Here is a 16,127-nt window from a genome sequence, read left to right on the forward strand (position 1 = left end):
TTCCACGGTGCGCGACGGCGCCGATCGGCCCGCCGTCAGACGGGTGGGCGACACCGCGCCGGGGTTTCATTGCGCCCGCAGGCCGCGGCCGCCGCCACCCGGACGACGCTCCGGCCGACCGGGCCGGTCGGCCTGGTGCCGATCGCGCCACAACCGATGGAACCGCAGGTCACACGTGCGTGGAAGAACTCGTCGATACGTGTACTGGCAGTACACCCCACCGCCGCAGACACCGCCGAGGAAGCCCACGTAGCTTCGAAGCCATGGACAACCGGAGCGAGGTACGCGAGTTCCTGACCAGCCGTCGCGCCAAGATCACGCCCCAGCAGGCGGGGCTGCCCGCCTACAGCGGCAACCGGCGCGTCAAGGGGCTGCGCAGGGAAGAAGTCGCGCTGCTCGCCGGTGTCAGCGCCGAGTACTACGCCCGCCTGGAGCGCGGCAACCTCTCCGGCGTCTCCGAGACCGTCCTCGACTCCCTCGCCCGCGCCCTCCAGCTCGACGAAGCCGAGGGCGCCCACCTCGACGACCTGGCCCGCACCGCCAACACCACCCGCCGCGCACCCCGCCGCCGGACCCCGCGGCCGATCCGGCCCACCCTGCAGCACCTGCTCGACGCGATGACCGAGGCACCCGCCTTCATCCGCAACGGCCGCCTGGACATCCTGGCCACCAACAGGCTGGGCCGCGCCCTGTACGACCCGGTGTTCGCCGACCCGGCCCGGCCCGTGAACCTCGCCCGGTACGAGTTCCTCAACCCCGGCGCGGCCGACTTCCTGCCCCAGCTGGAGGCCCAGGCCGCCGGAGCGGTGGCGCTACTGCGCACCGAGGCGGGACGCGATCCGTACAACCGGGACCTGACCGACCTCGTCGGCGAACTCTCCACCCGCAGCGAGAAGTTCCGCACCCTGTGGGCCGCCCACGACGTGCGACTGCACCAGACCGGCGTCAAGCGCTTCCACCACCCCGCGGTCGGCGAACTCTCCCTCCCCTTCGAGGCCATGCCTATCCCCACCGACCCCGGCCTCACCCTCACCGCGCTCAGCGCCGAGCCCGGCACCCCGTCCCACGACAGCCTCAAACTCCTCGCCGGCTGGGCCGCCACCCTCGACCAGGACGAGCAGCCGGACACCGCAACCACCAGCGGTGAGCAGAGCGCACAGCGGAGCTGAGTGATGCCACCTCGGACGAGGTGAGCGGCCTGCCGGTGCGCATGGCGTTCCACCAGGCATGGCTCCGGATGGAAGCGTCGTCCGTCGCAGGGCCGTCACAGGCCCGCGATCGTGTTCCAGCGCTTGGCGAACTCCGTGCGTTCCGTGGACGTGATGTCGCGCGCGATCGCCAGCCGCTTGCGCATGGTGGCGTTCGGGAAGATCAGCGGGTTCTCGGCGAGGGCGGCGGTGTCCTCGTCCTTGGAGGAGGCGAGGACGTGCTGGGCGGCCGGGACCGGGCAGACGTAGTTGACCCAGGACGCCAGTTCGGCGGCGACCTCGGGCTCGTAGTAGTAGTCGACGAGCTTCTCGGCGTTGGCCTTGTGGCGGGCCAGGTTGGGGATCATCAGCGAGTCGGACCACAGCTCGGCGCCCTCCTCGGGGACGACGAAGCGGATGTCCGGGTTGTCCGCCTGGAGTTGGATCACGTCGCCCGAGTACGCCTGACAGGCCAGTACGTCACCGCTGACCAGGTCCTTGGTGTAGTCGTTACCCGTGAAGCGGCGGATCTGGCCGCTGTGCACGTACTTCTCGACCTGGTCGCAGATCTTGTGGAAGTCGTCGGCCTTCCACCGGGTGATGTCGACGCCGTTGCCCTGCATGAGCAGCGCGAACGCCTCGTCGAGGCCGGAGAGCAGGGTGACCCTGCCCTTGAGGTCGGGGGCCCACAGGTCAAAGACGTGGTTGATCTCGCGGCCGAGCTTGCGGCGGTTGTACGCGATGCCGGTGATACCGGACTGCCACGGCACGGTGGACTTGCGGCCCGGGTCGAACGCGGGCCGGCTCAGCAGCGGGTCGAGGTACTTGGCGACGTTCGGCTGCCTGGCGCGGTCCATCTCCTGCACCCAGCCGAGCCGGACGAAGCGCGCGCACATCCAGTCGCTGATGACGATCAGGTCGCGGCCGGTCTGCTGGTGGTTCATCAGGGACGGGCTGATCTTGCCGAAGAACTCGTCGTTGTCGTTGATCTCCTCGATGTAGTCGACGGAGATCCCGGTGCGCTTGCGGAAGGCGTCCAGCGTGGGCCGCTTCGTGTGGTCCTTGTCGTCGGTGTCTATGTACAGCGGCCAGTTCGCCCAGGTCAGCCGCTTGTCGCGGGCCGAGAGGTCGGCTCCGGCGCGGTCACCGGGTGACACGTACGCGGCGGGCACCCCGCAGCCCGCGAGGGCCCCGAGCGCCGCACCCCCGCCCAGGGCGCGCAGCAGGGACCGGCGGGAGCGGGGCGAGGTCTTCCGAATCTCTGGCACCCCGGCAGCATGCCTGCTGCGACTCCGCGCGGACAATGGACGCTGCGTCGAGCGGTCGCGCGCCGACCCGACACCCTGTCAATCGCCTGGTTTCCAGGCGGTTACCTGCTGCGGTCACCTCGTAAGGCCGCCTCGCACGGCCACCTCGTACGGAGTCAGCGCGGCGGAAGCGTGACCTTCACGCTCAGTCCGCCCTGCTCGCGCGGCCACGCCGCCACCGAGCCGCCGTGCGCCGTCGCGACGGCGGCGACGATCGACAGGCCCAGGCCCAGGCCCAGGCCCAGGCCGAGACCGTCGCGTCCCCATACGCGTTAGGGCGCCGAGCCGGCGGAAGGGCTGGAACAGGTCGGTCACCCGGCCGGACGGAATCACCGGACCACTGTTGGCGATCCTGACCATCGCGAGGGGGGAACACCGCGGCCCCGGACGGGATCAACTCCCGTCCGGGGCCGCGCGGTTCACACCGTACGAACTACGCGTCCAGCGACGTCATCACGTGCTTGATCCGCGTGTAGTCGTCGAAGCCGTACGCCGACAGGTCCTTGCCGTAGCCGGACTTCTTGAAGCCGCCGTGCGGCATCTCGGCGACCAGCGGGATGTGGGTGTTGATCCACACGCAGCCGAAGTCGAGGGACTTCGACAGCCGCATCGCGCGGCCGTGGTCCTTCGTCCAGACCGAGGAGGCGAGGGCGTAGTCGACGCCGTTGGCCCACTCGATGGCCTGGGCCTCGTCCGTGAAGGACTGGACGGTGATGACCGGCCCGAAGACCTCGTTCTGGATGATCTCGTCGTCCTGCTTGAGGCCGGAGACGACGGTCGCGGCGTAGAAGTAGCCCTTGTCGCCGACCTGCTGGCCGCCCGCCTCGACCTTGGCGTGCGCGGGCAGCCGCTCGATGAACCCGGCGACCTGCTTGAGCTGGTTCGGGTTGTTGAGCGGGCCGTAGAGCACGTCCTCGTCGTCCGGCTGGCCGGTCTTCGTCTCGGCGGCGGCCTTGGCGAGCGCGGCGACGAACTCGTCGTGGATGGACTCCTGGACGAGGACGCGGGTGGCGGCCGTACAGTCCTGGCCCGCGTTGAAGAAGCCCGCGACCGAGATGTCCTCGACGGCCTTGGCGATGTCGGTGTCCTCGAAGACCACGACCGGGGCCTTGCCGCCCAGCTCCAGGTGGACCCGCTTGAGGTCCTTGGACGCCGACTCCGCGACGGACATGCCCGCGCGTACGGAGCCGGTGATGGAGGCCATCGCCGGGGTCGGGTGCTCGACCATCGCGCGGCCGGTCTCGCGGTCGCCGCAGATGACGTTGAAGACGCCCTTGGGCAGGATGCCGCCGATGATGTCGGCGATCAGGACGGTGGAGGCGGGGGTGGTGTCCGAGGGCTTCAGGACGACCGTGTTGCCCGCCGCGAGCGCCGGGGCGAACTTCCACACCGCCATCATCATCGGGTAGTTCCACGGCGCGACCTGCGCGCAGACACCGATCGGCTCGCGGCGGATGATGGAGGTCATCCCCTCCATGTACTCGCCGGCCGAGCGGCCCTCCAGCATCCGCGCCGCGCCCGCGAAGAAGCGGATCTGGTCGACCATGGGCGGGATTTCCTCGGACCGGGTCAGCCCGATCGGCTTGCCGGTGTTCTCGACCTCGGCGGCGATCAGTTCCTCGGCCCGCTCCTCGAACGCGTCCGCGATCTTCAGGAGGGCCTTCTGGCGCTCGGCGGGGGTCTGGTCGCGCCAGGCCGGGAAGGCCGCGGCGGCGGCCGCCATGGCGGCGTCCACGTCGGCCTGACCGGACAACGGCGCGCTCGCGTACGCCTCGCCGGTCGCGGGATTGACGACCTCGGTGGTCCGCCCGTCGGCGGCGTCCCGGAACTCACCGTCGATGTAATTGCGCAGACGACGCAGCTCGGTGCTCACTGCCGGCCCTCCAAGTTCAGGTGTCCAATCGCTGAGACACCCACCCTAATCCGTGGGCCCACGTTTTCAACACCCCCAGTCGCCCCCTGACTGCGAAATCCGCAAGCTACGACCTCGTAAACAACGAATTTCATCGCTACAGCCTTGCGGAACCGTCGAGACGTCGTGCACAGTGAACTCGTGGCCAGTCGAAGCGCAGACCCCAGGGACTCCACCCGCGAGTCCAGGAACGGCAGTCCCCAGCTGGACTCCGTATCCCTCGCCATCATCGAGCAGCTCCAGCAGGACGGACGCCGTCCGTACGCCGCGATCGGCAAGGCCGTCGGCCTGTCCGAGGCGGCCGTGCGCCAGCGCGTCCAGAAGCTGCTCGACCAGGGCGTGATGCAGATCGTCGCCGTCACGGACCCGCTCACCGTGGGCTTCCGCAGGCAGGCGATGGTCGGCGTCAATGTCGAGGGCGACCTCGATCCGGTGGCCGACGCGCTGACCGCCATGTCGGAAGTCGAGTACGTGGTGATGACCGCGGGCTCGTTCGACATCCTCGCCGAGATCGTCTGCGAGGACGACGACCACCTGCTGGACGTCATCAACAAACGCATCCGGGCCCTGCCCGGGGTGCGCTCCACCGAGAGCTTCGTCTATCTGAAGCTCAAGAAGCAGACCTACATGTGGGGAACCCGATAGCCGTGAGCACACAGGACCTGAGCAAGACCGCGTACGACCACTTGTGGATGCACTTCACCCGCATGTCCTCGTACGAGAACGCGCCCGTTCCCACCATCGTCCGTGGTGAGGGCACCTACATCTACGACGACAAGGGCAAGCGCTACCTCGACGGTCTTGCGGGCCTGTTCGTGGTCCAGGCGGGCCACGGCCGCGTGGAGCTGGCCGAGACCGCCTTCAAGCAGGCGCAGGAGCTGGCCTTCTTCCCGATCTGGTCCTACGCCCACCCGAAGGCCGTCGAACTCGCCGAGCGCCTCGCGCACTATGCGCCGGGCGACCTGAACAAGGTGTTCTTCTCCACGGGCGGCGGCGAGGCCGTCGAGACCGCGTGGAAGCTGGCGAAGCAGTACCACAAGCTCACCGGCAACCACACGAAGTACAAGGTCATCTCGCGTGCGGTCGCCTACCACGGCACCCCGCAGGGCGCCCTGTCCATCACCGGCCTGCCGGCCCTGAAGGCACCCTTCGAGCCGCTCGTCCCGGGTGCGCACAAGGTGCCGAACACCAACATCTACCGCGCCCCGATCCACGGCGACGACCCGGAGGCCTTCGGCCGCTGGGCCGCCGACCAGATCGAGCAGGAGATCCTCTTCGAGGGCCCCGAGACCGTCGCCGCGGTCTTCCTGGAGCCGGTGCAGAACGCCGGTGGCTGCTTCCCGCCGCCGCCCGGCTACTTCCAGCGCGTGCGCGAGATCTGCGACCAGTACAACGTGCTGCTCGTCTCGGACGAGGTCATCTGCGCCTTCGGCCGCCTCGGCACGATGTTCGCCTGTGACAAGTTCGACTACATCCCGGACATCATCACCTGCGCCAAGGGCATGACCTCGGGCTACTCCCCGATCGGTGCCACCATCGTCTCGGACCGGATCGCCGAGCCGTTCTACAAGGGCGACAACACCTTCCTGCACGGCTACACCTTCGGTGGTCACCCGGTCTCCGCGGCCGTGGCGCTCACCAACCTCGACATCTTCGAGCGCGAGGGCCTCAACCAGCACGTGCTCGACAACGAGGCCAACTTCCTGCAGACCCTGCAGAAGCTGCACGACCTGCCGATCGTCGGCGACGTCCGGGGCAACGGCTTCTTCTACGGCATCGAGCTGGTGAAGGACAAGGCCACCAAGGAGACCTTCACGGACGAGGAGTCGGAGCGCGTGCTCTACGGCTTCGTCTCCAAGAAGCTCTTCGAGTACGGCCTCTACTGCCGCGCCGACGACCGCGGTGACCCGGTCATCCAGCTGTCGCCGCCGCTGATCTCCGACCAGTCGACCTTCGACGAGATCGAGGGGATCGTCCGTCAGGTGCTGACGGAGGCGTGGACGAAGCTCTGATCTTCCTCCTGGATGATCAACAACGGCCCCGGTGCCGTCCGTTCGAGTGAGAATGGGCGCCCCGGGGCCGCGTGCTGTCCGGCCTGACGGCCCCGACTCCCTAGCGTGCCAAGTGACCGATCGGCCCTGCCTTCGTTCCCTCGTCCGGGGGATTGGCAGCGCAAATCAGATCTGAACGAGGTGTACGCGATGGTGGCCCCGCCGGACAACGACGTGCTCTGGGCACGCGCCCTGCACGTCAAGCACAACGGCTCGCCCGCGCTCAGCGGTGTCTCGCTCGGCATCCGCGACGGCGAGATCCTCGCCGTCGGCGGCCCGCGCGGCAGCGGCAAGACGACCCTGCTCCAGTGTCTGTCGGGGCAGCTGCTGCCCCAGCAGGGCGAGGTCTGGTTCAACAGCACGCCGGTGCACACCATGGACCCCGTCACCCGCGAACGGCTGCGCCGCGACCGCTTCGGCTGGATCGACCCCACGCCCGTCCTCGTACCGGAACTGAACGCCTGGGAGAACGCGGCGCTGCCCCTGATGCTGCGCGGCTGCGGCCGCCGGGCCGCCAAGACCGCCGCCCTCGAATGGCTGGAACGCCTCGACATCCGCGACTGCGCCCGCAAACGCCCGCACGCCCTGCTCCAGACCGAGCGGCAGCGCGTCGCCATCGCCCGGGCGCTCGCCCTCTCCCCCAAGGTGCTCTTCGCCGACGAACCGTCCGCCCCGCTGCACCGCGCCGACGGCGCCCACGTCCTGCGCACCCTCACCTCGGCGGCCCGCTCCCACGGCATCACGGTCGTCCTCGCCACGCACTACGCGGACACCGCGGCCCTCGCCGACCGCACAATTTCGCTGCTCGACGGACGGCGCGTGAACACCCTCCATCTGCCCCCGGTCGTCGAGACGGAAGGCCGGGCCGCGTGCTCGCTCTCCGTCTAGCCCGCGGGGCCCACTCCCTCGTCCAGCTGCGCAGACTTCTTGTCGTCGCCGCCTCGGCCGGCACCGGCTTCCTGCTGCTGTGCACCCTGGGGTACGCGCTGGCGCACCCGGACCCCTCGGCCGGCGCGCTGCTCCGGCTCCTGTGGTGCCTCGCGCCCGCCGCCGCCACCGTGCACTTCGCGGTCGCGGTCGCCCGTACGGACCCGGGGACCCGGCCGCGCCCTGGGCTCTCGGCGGTCGGGCTCGGCCCCGGCCAGCTGATGGCGATCTCGGCGGTCACCACCGCCCTGTCGACCACGCTCGGCTCGGTGCTCGCGCTGCTCGTCTTCCTGCACCTGCGCGGCGACCTCCCCGGCGTGCCCTTCGACGGCGGCGCGGCGGCCTTCCTCGCCTCCGACTACCCGCTGCCGCTGCCCGCGGCCGTGACCCTGCTGCTGCTGGTGCCGCTGGCCGCCTCCCTGGCGAGCGCGGTGGCGCTGCGACCGCGGAGTCCCCGGCCGACCCGTCCCCGACGGCCAGGCGCCGACGGCGACTCCCCCCGTGAGCCGTCCCGTACACGCGCCAAGTCCGGCCCGTACGCCGACCAGCCGGGACGCCCGCTGGATCCGCAGCAGCCCGCCCCTCCGCTGCCCACCCCCGGGGGACTGCCCTGGGGCACCGCCGTCATCGCGGCGGGCCTTGCCGTGGAGGCGTACGCGAGCCGTTCGGGACCCGGCCTGACGCTGCCCGGCCGTTTCACGGGCGGCCCCGCCCGGGTGTTCGGCGGCTGGTCCCTGACCGCGCTCGGGCTGATGCTGGCCGCCCCCGCGATCACGCACCTGTGCGGGCGGCTGCTCCAGGCCGTACGCCCCGGCGTGCTGCGGCTGCTCGCCGGGCGCGTCCTTCAGGAGGAGGCCCGGCGCATCGGGCGCCCGCTCGGCGTGGTGTGCGCGGTCGCGTCCGGCGCGTACGCCATGGCGACGGTGTACTCGGGGGCGCGGCCCTCGTTCGGTCCGCTCAGCACGCTCGGAGCGCTGCTCGTGGCCGGGTGCACCGTCGCGACCCTGCTGACGTCGGCGGTCGAGGCCAAGCACGCGCGCGCCGACACCACGGCGGCGCTGCTGCGCATGGGGGCGCCGACCACGGTGCTGCGGGGCGCCGCGCTGCTCCGCGCGGGCGCGCTGCTCGCCGCGTTCGGCCCGCTGACCTGGGTGGTCGCGGAGCTGGCGGCGGTGCCGCTGGTGCGCTGAGCACGCGTACTGTTTCTCGCCCGCTTCCCTCCTGGGTCCCTCCCGCTTCTTCTCCCCCCTTCTTTCCCCCTTCCTTCTTTTCTTTCCCCCTTCCTTCTTTCCCGCCGGGCGATGAGTTCCGCGCGGAGTGGCGGTCTACCTCTGCGAACGGCACCACATCACTTCACCCTCGCCGGGAGAGACCCCTCATGTACCAGCAGATGATCTTCGTGAACCTCGCCGTGAACGACGTCGACACCTCGAAGAAGTTCTTCACCGAGCTCGGCTACACGATCAACCCGCAGTTCACGACGGACGACTGCGCCTGTGTCGTCATCAGCGACACGATCATCGCGATGCTGCTGAGCAAGCAGCGCTACGCGGACTTCACGAAGAAGGAGATCGCGGACCCGACGAAGACCAGCGAGGTGCTGCTGTGTCTGAGCGCCGAGAGCCGCGAGAAGGTCGACGAGCTCTGTGACAAGGCCCTCGCGGCGGGCGGCTCGGGGACCCGGGAGGCCCAGGACCACGGCTTCATGTACGGCCGCACCTTCGACGACCTGGACGGCCACACCTGGGAAGTCATGTGGATGGACCCGGCCGCGGTCCAGAGCTGAGCACCCCCCGGGGGGGACACTCACGCGCGTGTCCCCCTCACACTCAAAGGGGGGAGACCGCCGCCCGCGGCCGAAGGACCCACCCCTAGCATGGCCGCGTGCAGCCAACTCCCCTTCACGCCGCCCATGACCGCGAGATCGAGTCCCTCGCCGAGTTCGACAAGGTCGTCTCGGAGTACGGCTCGCTCGCCCGGTTCCGCGTCCAGGCAGTGGATCTGACGGACCGTACGGACGCCCTGCTCGCCGTGGACACCGCGGACGCCGTCTTCCTCGGCTGCCCGATGGACCCCGAGGCGGCTGCACGGGTACGGGCCACCGGCGCGCTCGTCTTTCCGCCCATACCCGGACTGCCCTTCGACCCCTACCGCGGATCGCTCTACTCCCCGGACGAGCTCTTCGCGTCGCTCGACACGGGTTACGAGGCGACCCCGGACGCCCGCGCGTACGCCTGGTTCCAGCAGACCAAGGCCGACGGCGACGTCCTCGCGTCGATGCTGCGCGCGATCCACGACGACTCGGTGTCGGACGCGCTCGACGAACTCCTCGCCGGCACCCGAGTCGTGGGCGTGATGGGCGGTCACGCGATGGCGCGCGGCACGGAGGCCTACGAGGGCGCCGCACGCCTGGGGCGCGAACTGGCGCGCGCCGGGCTCACGGTCGCCACCGGCGGCGGCCCCGGCGCGATGGAGGCCGCGAACCTCGGCGCGTACGCCGCCCCGTTCGACGACGAGATGCTCACCGAGGCGCTCCGGCTCCTCGCCGAGGCACCGTCGTTCACCCCCTCCATCGGCGACTGGGCGCGCGCCGCCTTCGCCGTGCGCGAGCGCTGGCCGGACGGCGGCCCCTCCGTCGGCATCCCGACCTGGTTCTACGGCCACGAACCGCCGAACGCCTTCGCCGCCCACATCGCCAAGTACTTCGCCAACGCGACCCGGGAGGACGGGTTGTTGGCCCGCTCGAACGCGGGTGTCGTCTTCCTGCCGGGCGCCGCCGGGACCGTACAGGAGATCTTCGACAACGCCACCCCGAACTACTACGAGTCACGCGGCGAGCCCACCCCCATGGTTCTCGTGAACCGTGCGCATTGGACCGAAAAACACCCCACTTGGCCCCTTCTCCAGTCCCTTGCCCGCGAACGGTCCATGGAGTCCCGGATCGCACTGGTGGACCGGATCGAGGAGGCACCGGAGGCGCTCAAACGCCTCGGCGGTTAATGACAAGGCAAAGCCGACGGCACGGCAGGGCATATGCATTGACAGCCCTTAGGCGGCACTTATAAACCTGTGAGGCCCGAGGGGGCCCTGTTGACACAGCAGAACCCCCCTTAAACCCCCCGCAGTTGCGCATTCTGTGAAGGGCAATCGTGTCCATATCTCGCCGTACCGCACGTTCCGTGCGAATCCTCGGTGTTGCCTCCGCCACCGCCGCGCTCGCGCTCGGTGCCGCCGGCAACGCCCTTGCCTGCAACATCAGTGAGTTCTCCGCCGAAGCCAAGTGTGACGGCACCAAGGGCGTCATCGCCGTCACGGACGTGGATTACTCCGGCACTCCGGCGGTCGTCTCCGTGTTCCTCGAGAACAACGGTGCCGACGTGCAGAAGGTCGGCCAGCAGGAGGTCAAGGGTTCACGCGAAGGCGTCACCATCACCTTCGCCGAGGACTGGAAGCCGAACGCCACGTACCGCGTCCACGTCAAGGCCGGAAACCAGGTCGACGCGGACATAAAGGAGAACGTGACCGCTCCGTCCACGGCCTGCGCGACCGAGTCGCCCTCGCCGTCGGCCTCGGAGACCCCGAAGCCGTCGGAGACCCCGTCCTCGCCCGCCTCCTCGGGGACGCCTTCCGCGAACCCGTCGGAGTCGCAGAGCAGCGCCGCGCCCGCGACGCCGGGCGACAACGCCCCGTCCCCCGCGGCCGGTAGCTCCAACCTCGCCGAGACCGGTGCGAACTCCAACACGCCGATGATCGCCGGTGTCGCCGGTGCCCTCGTGCTGGTCGGCGGCGGAGCGGTGTTCTTCGGCATGCGTCGCCGCGGCGCCTCGAAGTCGAGCTGAACCGCACACCGTACCTCCGCGTGAAACGTGTGGCCCGTCCCTCTCGAAGGGGGCGGGCCACACGCCTGTCCGGGTGCGCCGGCTAGCCGAAGGTCGCCCGCTCCAGCCACAAGTCCAGCAGCTCGCGCTCCCCCAGCACCTCCAACCGCCCGTCGTCCAGCGGCAGTCGGCGGTAGAAGGCGAGCAGGACGTCGGTGAGCGGGCCGCGCAGCGCGACGGTCGCCTTCTCGTGGTCCCTGCGCCAGACGACACCCTCCTCGGTGAGCTCGACGACCCACTCTGCGTCGAGTTCGGGCGGGGTGTCGGTGGCGTGCAGATGGATGCTGCGGCCCGGGCCGCGCAGTGCGGCCGCGGCGGCGTCGTGCGGTCGCGTCCGCTGCACGAACTCGATGATCCCCAGCCACTCGTCGATCGCGTCCGCGGCCACATCGGGCGCCACCTCGTACGGCAGCCCGGCCGCCGGCGTCGCGTCGGCGCGGTGGATCACCAGCTCGTGCGTCATCCGGCGGGCCCAGAAGCCGGAGCTCAGGTCCCCGGCCCAGGCCCACACCTTGGTGGCGGGCCCCGCCTCGCGCAGCGCGGCGACGAGCATCTCGCCGGTCTCGGCGAGCCAGGCGTCCAGCGCGGCGGGGTCGCCCTCGGCGGCGGGTCCCTCAAGGAGCGGCACCTGCTCGTCGTGGACGTTCTCCTGCGCCTTCGTGCGGACGATGAGCTCGACCCAGCGCAGCGCCCCGCCCGTGTGCCGCACGAGCCGCTCCAGCGACCAGTCCGGGCAGGTCGGCACGGTCGCGGACAGGTCGGCCCCGGACGTCACCACGTCCCTCAGCAGCCGCACCTCCCGCTCGATCGCGTCGCAGTAGCGGTCATGTGCGAGTGGCGTCATGAACCGCACCCTACGGCGCCGACGGCTCCCCGAGCACGACGATTTCGGCCGCCTCGAAAGCCACGCCGACCTCGTCACCGGGCGCGGGCGCCTCCCGCAGCGCGCACGCCGCCTCGATGGGCGGCGCGCCTTCCGGCTTCAGCTGTACGGCGACGTGGGTGCCCCGGAAGGTACGTGCGGCCACGGTGCAGCGCAGCCCGTCCGCGGGGTCGACCAGCCGCACCCCAGCGGGTCGTACGAGAAGCGTGCCAGGGCCCTGGGCGGTGCCCTCCGGCACCGGGACCTTCCCCCACGGGGTGTCCGCGAGCCGATCTCGCACCGTCGCCGCGACCACGTTGTCGAAGCCCAGGAAACGGGCCACGAACTCGTCCGCCGGGTGCTGCCAGACCTCAAGTGGCGTGCCGGACTGGGCGATCCGTCCCTCGCGCATCACCACGACCCGGTCGGCGAGCGCGAAGGCCTCGCCCTGGTCGTGGGTGACGGCGAGCACGGTCGTGCCCAACTCGCCGAAGAGCTGCCGGAGTTCCACGACGAGCCGTTCCCGCAGCGAGCGGTCCAGCTGGCCGAGCGGCTCGTCGAGCATCAGCAGCCGGGGGCGCGGGGCGAGCGCACGGGCCAGCGCGACCCGCTGCTGCTCACCACCGGAGAGGGCGGCGACAGCGCGCGCCTGGGCCCCGGGCAGCCCGACCAGCTCCAGCAGCTCCTGGACCCGTGCGGCCTGCTGGTCCTTCGACGCGCCGTGCATGCGCAGCCCGAAGGCGACATTGCCGGCCACGTCCCGCTGCGGGAAGAGCTGGTGGTCCTGGAACATCAGCCCGACGCCCCGCTTGTGCGCGGGCACCCCGGCCTGGTCGCGTCCCGCCAGGAGCACGCGGCCCGCGTCGAGCGACTGCAGTCCGGCCACCGCCCGCAGCAGCGTGGACTTGCCGCTGCCGCTCGGTCCGAGCACACACACGATCTCGTGCTCGGCGACGTCGAGGCCGACGGCGTCGAGTACCGGCCGACCGCCGAAGCGTACGGTCGCGGCCTCGACCCTGAGCAGGGCGTCGCGCGTCCGGGTCTGGGCCTGGGTCTGTGTCTGGGCCCGGGTCCGGGTCCGGGTCCGGGGATGCTCCGTCGTCCCCTCCTGCGCCTCCTGCGCCTCCTGCGTCGCTTGCTTCGCGAGTCGCGCCATCAGAACTCCCCCGTCCGGTCGGTGCGGATGCGCTCCAACAGCAACAGGGCCACCGCGCACACCACCATCAAGATCGTCGAAAGGGCCATCGCCTGGCCGTAGTTGAGGTCACCCGCACGCCCGAGGAGCCGGGCCACGGCAACCGGCAGGGTGGGGTTGTCGGGCCGCGCGATGAAGACCGTCGCCCCGAACTCGCCCAGCGACACGGCGAAGGCGAACCCCGCCGCGATCAGCAGCGCCCGCCGCACCATCGGCAGGTCGACCTCCCGCCACACCCGCCAGGGCGACGCTCCGAGGACGGCAGCGGCCTCCCGGAGCCGTCCGTCCACCGCCCGCAGCACCGGCAGCATGGTGCGTACGACGAAGGGGACGCCCACCAGTGCCTGCGCGAGCGGCACCAGGATCCAGGAGGAACGCAGATCCAGGGGCGGTTCGTCGAGCGCGATGAGGAAGCCGAACCCGACGGTCACGGCGGACACGCCGAGCGGCAGCATCAGCAGCGCGTCGAAACCCCGTACGAGACGCCCGGTCATGGGGGTCCCCCCGGTCGAGCGAAGCCGAGACTGGGGGAGGGTGAGCGCGGCGGCCGCCAGAGCGCCGATCACGACGGCGACGGCGGTGGCGGCGAGCGCGTACTCCAGCGAGTTGCCGATCGCCGCGATCGGTGCCACCAGGAAGATGCCGCTGTCGGCCGAGGTCAACGCCTTGTAGTACGCGAATCCGTAGCCGCCGGGTGCGTCCAGGGACCGCTGGACCAGTACCCCGAGCGGCAGGACGAGGAGAACGAGGATGCTCGCCAGGACCCCGCCCAGCAGCGCCCACTGACCGGCCCCGCGGGGGCGGCGCACGGTCACCTCCGGAGCCACCAGACGCAGGGCGGTCTCCCGGCGGCGTACGGTCCAGGCGTGCACGGCGAGGATCGCGCCGACCGCCACGAACTGGACGATCGTCAGCACCGCCGCGGTCGCGAGGTCGAAGATCTCCGAGGTCTGCCGGTAGATCTCGACCTCCAGGGTGGAGAAGGTCGGCCCGCCGAGGATCTGCACCACACCGAACGAGGTGAAGGTGAAGAGGAAGACCATCAGCGCGGCGGCGGCCACGGCCGGGCTCAGCGCCGGCAGCGTCACCTTGCGCCAGGCCGCGAACCGGGAGGCACCCAGCATCCGCGCGGCCTCCTCCTGACGCGGGTCGAGCTGCGCCCAGAGCCCGCCGACGGTTCGTACGACCACCGCGTAGTTGAAGAAGACGTGCGCGAGCAGAATCGCCCAGACGGTAGTGTCCAGCCGTACGCCCCACAGCTGGTCGAGGAGTCCGCCCCGGCCCACCAAAGCCAGGAACGCCGTACCGACCACGACCGTCGGCAGCACGAACGGGACCGTCACCACCGCGCGCAGCACCTGCTTGCCCCTGAAATCGAAGCGCGCGAAGACGTACGCGCCGGGGAGCGCGATCAGCAACGTGAGCGCCGTGGAGGCGAGCGCCTGCCAGGTGGTGAACCACAGGACGTGCCGGATGTCGGACTGCGCGAGCACCTCACCGATCCGTCCGAACCGCCAGGCCCCGTCGATCTTGAGGCCACGGGCGACGATCGCGGCGACGGGGTAGGCGAAGAAGACGGCGAAGAACGCGACGGGCAGGGCCATCAGCCCGATCCGCGTCGCGCTCTCCTTGCGGCTCCTCCGAGGCGCTACTTCAGTACGAGCGAGGTCCACGACTTGACCCACTGGTCACGGTTGTCGGCGATCTTGGCGGGCGCCAGGGTCTCGGGGTCCTTGGCCTGCGGGCCGAACTTCACGAACTCCTCGGGCACCTGGGCGGTCTCGCGGACCGGGTACACGAACATGTTCAGCGGCATGTCGTCCTGGAACTTGACGCTGATGAGGAAGTCGAGAAGCGCCTTGCCGCCCTTGGTGTTCTTCGCGTTGCTCAGCAGCCCCGCGTACTCGATCTGGCGGAAGCAGGTGCCGCTCGCGACCCCGGTCGGCGCGGTCTTCGGCTTCGGGTCGGCGTAAATCACCTCGGCGGGCGGGGAGGAGGCGTACGAGACGACCAGCGGCCGGTCGGCCTTGGCCTTCTTGCCTCCCGCGGACCCGGAGAATTCGTCGTTGTAGGCCTGCTCCCAGCCGTCGACCACCTTCACGCCGTTGGCCCTGAGCTTCTTCCAGTAGTCCTGCCACCCTCCCCCACTCTCGGCTTCGCTCGAGCGGGAGGTGCCCCCATCCCCGTACTTCGCGGCGGTCCCGAGCAGGAAGCCGAGGCCGGGCGAGGACGTGGACGCGTTCTCGGTGACGAGGAGGTTCTTGTACGCGGGCTTGATCAGGTCGTCGAACGAGGCGGGCGGGGCCAGCTTGTGCTTGCTGAAGTAGGCCTTGTCGTAGTTGACGCAGATGTCACCGGAGTCGATGGGCGTGACCCGGTGCTTGTCCTGGTCGATCCGGTACTGCTGGACGATCTGGTCGGAGCCCTTGGCCTCGTACGGCTGGAACAGCCCGTTGTCGAGCGCACGGGACAGCAGGGTGTTGTCGACGCCGAAGAAGACGTCGCCCTGGGGGTTGTCCTTGGTGAGGATGGCCTTGTTGACGGCCTGCCCGGCGTCGCCGTCCTTGAGGACCTTGACCTTGTACCCGGACTGCTTCTCGAAGTCCTGCAGCACGCTCTTCGACACGGCCCATGAGTCGTGGCTGACGAGCGTGACGGTCTTGGAGTCCCCGGCGCCGCCGCTGTCGGAGGACCCGCACGCGGACAGCGCGACGAGGCCCAGCCCGATGGCCACGGCCGTGGTCGTCCTCTTGATGCTCACTGAATTCCTCCTGGGATGACCAGGAAGAGACGCGGCCCTGCCCGGGA

At 70.3% G+C, this 16,127-nt stretch carries 14 protein-coding genes; 8 read left to right on the plus strand and 6 right to left on the minus strand.

Annotation, left to right across the window (positions count from 1 at the left end; all coding sequences use genetic code 11):
- The first annotated feature begins 263 nt into the window (after positions 1 to 263).
- Positions 264 to 1,169 carry a helix-turn-helix domain-containing protein gene (locus tag ACFZDJ_RS30200; protein WP_391063558.1) on the plus strand — a complete coding sequence of 302 codons (906 nt, stop codon included), beginning with the start codon at positions 264 to 266 and terminating at the stop codon, positions 1,167 to 1,169.
- Positions 1,170 to 1,264: 95 nt separating this feature from the next.
- Here ACFZDJ_RS30200 and ACFZDJ_RS30205 read toward each other — a convergent pair whose 3' ends face one another.
- Together ACFZDJ_RS30205 and ACFZDJ_RS30210 are read right to left on the minus strand one after the other, a co-directional pair.
- On the minus strand, positions 1,265 to 2,455 hold the full coding sequence (locus ACFZDJ_RS30205) for a spermidine/putrescine ABC transporter substrate-binding protein (RefSeq protein WP_168511622.1): 1,191 nt from the start codon (positions 2,453 to 2,455) through the stop codon (positions 1,265 to 1,267).
- Between the two features lie 472 nt (positions 2,456 to 2,927).
- Complete coding sequence (locus ACFZDJ_RS30210) at positions 2,928 to 4,367, minus strand: gamma-aminobutyraldehyde dehydrogenase (RefSeq protein ID WP_168496093.1); 1,440 nt, start codon at positions 4,365 to 4,367, stop codon at positions 2,928 to 2,930.
- 165 nt (positions 4,368 to 4,532) lie between these two features.
- Between ACFZDJ_RS30210 and ACFZDJ_RS30215 the strand changes: the two genes are divergently transcribed.
- From ACFZDJ_RS30215 to ACFZDJ_RS30245, 7 genes are all read left to right on the plus strand, one after another.
- Positions 4,533 to 5,051 (plus strand): Lrp/AsnC family transcriptional regulator, encoded by a 519-nt coding sequence (locus ACFZDJ_RS30215; protein ID WP_054235338.1) that lies wholly within the window; start codon positions 4,533 to 4,535, stop codon positions 5,049 to 5,051.
- The gene (locus ACFZDJ_RS30220) at positions 5,036 to 6,418 is read left to right on the plus strand and encodes an aspartate aminotransferase family protein (protein WP_099920431.1); all 1,383 of its coding nucleotides are present in this window, start codon (positions 5,036 to 5,038) and stop codon (positions 6,416 to 6,418) included. Before ACFZDJ_RS30215 ends, ACFZDJ_RS30220 begins: the two co-directional genes overlap by 16 nt.
- A 189-nt stretch (positions 6,419 to 6,607) precedes the next feature.
- A complete protein-coding gene (locus ACFZDJ_RS30225) occupies positions 6,608 to 7,345 on the plus strand; it encodes an ABC transporter ATP-binding protein (RefSeq protein WP_168511620.1) in 738 nt (245 codons plus the stop codon).
- Positions 7,327 to 8,574, plus strand: coding sequence for a hypothetical protein (locus ACFZDJ_RS30230; protein WP_391063561.1), 1,248 nt, complete (start codon positions 7,327 to 7,329; stop codon positions 8,572 to 8,574). The genes ACFZDJ_RS30225 and ACFZDJ_RS30230 overlap by 19 nt, the downstream gene beginning before the upstream one ends.
- A 188-nt stretch (positions 8,575 to 8,762) precedes the next feature.
- Positions 8,763 to 9,170 carry a VOC family protein gene (locus tag ACFZDJ_RS30235; protein WP_075031245.1) on the plus strand — a complete coding sequence of 136 codons (408 nt, stop codon included), beginning with the start codon at positions 8,763 to 8,765 and terminating at the stop codon, positions 9,168 to 9,170.
- A 98-nt stretch (positions 9,171 to 9,268) separates the two neighbouring features.
- Positions 9,269 to 10,384: an LOG family protein gene (locus ACFZDJ_RS30240; RefSeq protein WP_391063564.1), complete on the plus strand. Its 1,116-nt coding sequence runs from the start codon at positions 9,269 to 9,271 to the stop codon at positions 10,382 to 10,384.
- A gap of 149 nt (positions 10,385 to 10,533) precedes the next feature.
- Entirely contained in the window at positions 10,534 to 11,223 is a 690-nt protein-coding gene (locus ACFZDJ_RS30245; RefSeq protein ID WP_390933546.1) for an LAETG motif-containing sortase-dependent surface protein, read from the plus strand.
- Between the two features lie 82 nt (positions 11,224 to 11,305).
- Here ACFZDJ_RS30245 and ACFZDJ_RS30250 read toward each other — a convergent pair whose 3' ends face one another.
- The 4 genes from ACFZDJ_RS30250 to ACFZDJ_RS30265 are packed head-to-tail and all read right to left on the minus strand — an operon-like array spanning position 11,306 to position 16,080.
- Positions 11,306 to 12,106, minus strand: a complete 801-nt coding sequence (locus ACFZDJ_RS30250) for a maleylpyruvate isomerase family mycothiol-dependent enzyme (RefSeq protein ID WP_391063567.1) — start codon at positions 12,104 to 12,106, stop codon at positions 11,306 to 11,308.
- Between the two features lie 10 nt (positions 12,107 to 12,116).
- Positions 12,117 to 13,280 carry an ATP-binding cassette domain-containing protein gene (locus ACFZDJ_RS30255; RefSeq protein ID WP_391063571.1) on the minus strand — a complete coding sequence of 388 codons (1,164 nt, stop codon included), beginning with the start codon at positions 13,278 to 13,280 and terminating at the stop codon, positions 12,117 to 12,119.
- Positions 13,280 to 14,992, minus strand: a complete 1,713-nt coding sequence (locus ACFZDJ_RS30260; protein WP_391063574.1) for an ABC transporter permease subunit — start codon at positions 14,990 to 14,992, stop codon at positions 13,280 to 13,282. The genes ACFZDJ_RS30255 and ACFZDJ_RS30260 overlap by 1 nt, the downstream gene beginning before the upstream one ends.
- Complete coding sequence (locus ACFZDJ_RS30265; protein WP_391063577.1) at positions 14,968 to 16,080, minus strand: thiamine ABC transporter substrate-binding protein; 1,113 nt, start codon at positions 16,078 to 16,080, stop codon at positions 14,968 to 14,970. The genes ACFZDJ_RS30260 and ACFZDJ_RS30265 overlap by 25 nt, the downstream gene beginning before the upstream one ends.
- Positions 16,081 to 16,127: the final 47 nt, after the last annotated feature.

Origin of the sequence: Streptomyces sp. NPDC007896, from assembly GCF_042959425.1 — a bacterium.
GTDB lineage: Bacteria > Actinomycetota > Actinomycetes > Streptomycetales > Streptomycetaceae > Streptomyces.

Bases quoted from the DNA above. Each gene is read 5' to 3' on its own strand.
- ACFZDJ_RS30200 (WP_391063558.1), top strand. From the start codon at position 264: ATGGACAACCGGAGCGAGGTACGCGAGTTCCTGACCAGCCGTCGCGCC.
- ACFZDJ_RS30225 (WP_168511620.1), top strand. From the start codon at position 6,608: ATGGTGGCCCCGCCGGACAACGACGTGCTCTGGGCACGCGCCCTGCAC.
- ACFZDJ_RS30235 (WP_075031245.1), top strand. From the start codon at position 8,763: ATGTACCAGCAGATGATCTTCGTGAACCTCGCCGTGAACGACGTCGAC.
- ACFZDJ_RS30250 (WP_391063567.1), bottom strand. From the start codon at position 12,106: ATGACGCCACTCGCACATGACCGCTACTGCGACGCGATCGAGCGGGAG.
- ACFZDJ_RS30255 (WP_391063571.1), bottom strand. From the start codon at position 13,280: ATGGCGCGACTCGCGAAGCAAGCGACGCAGGAGGCGCAGGAGGCGCAG.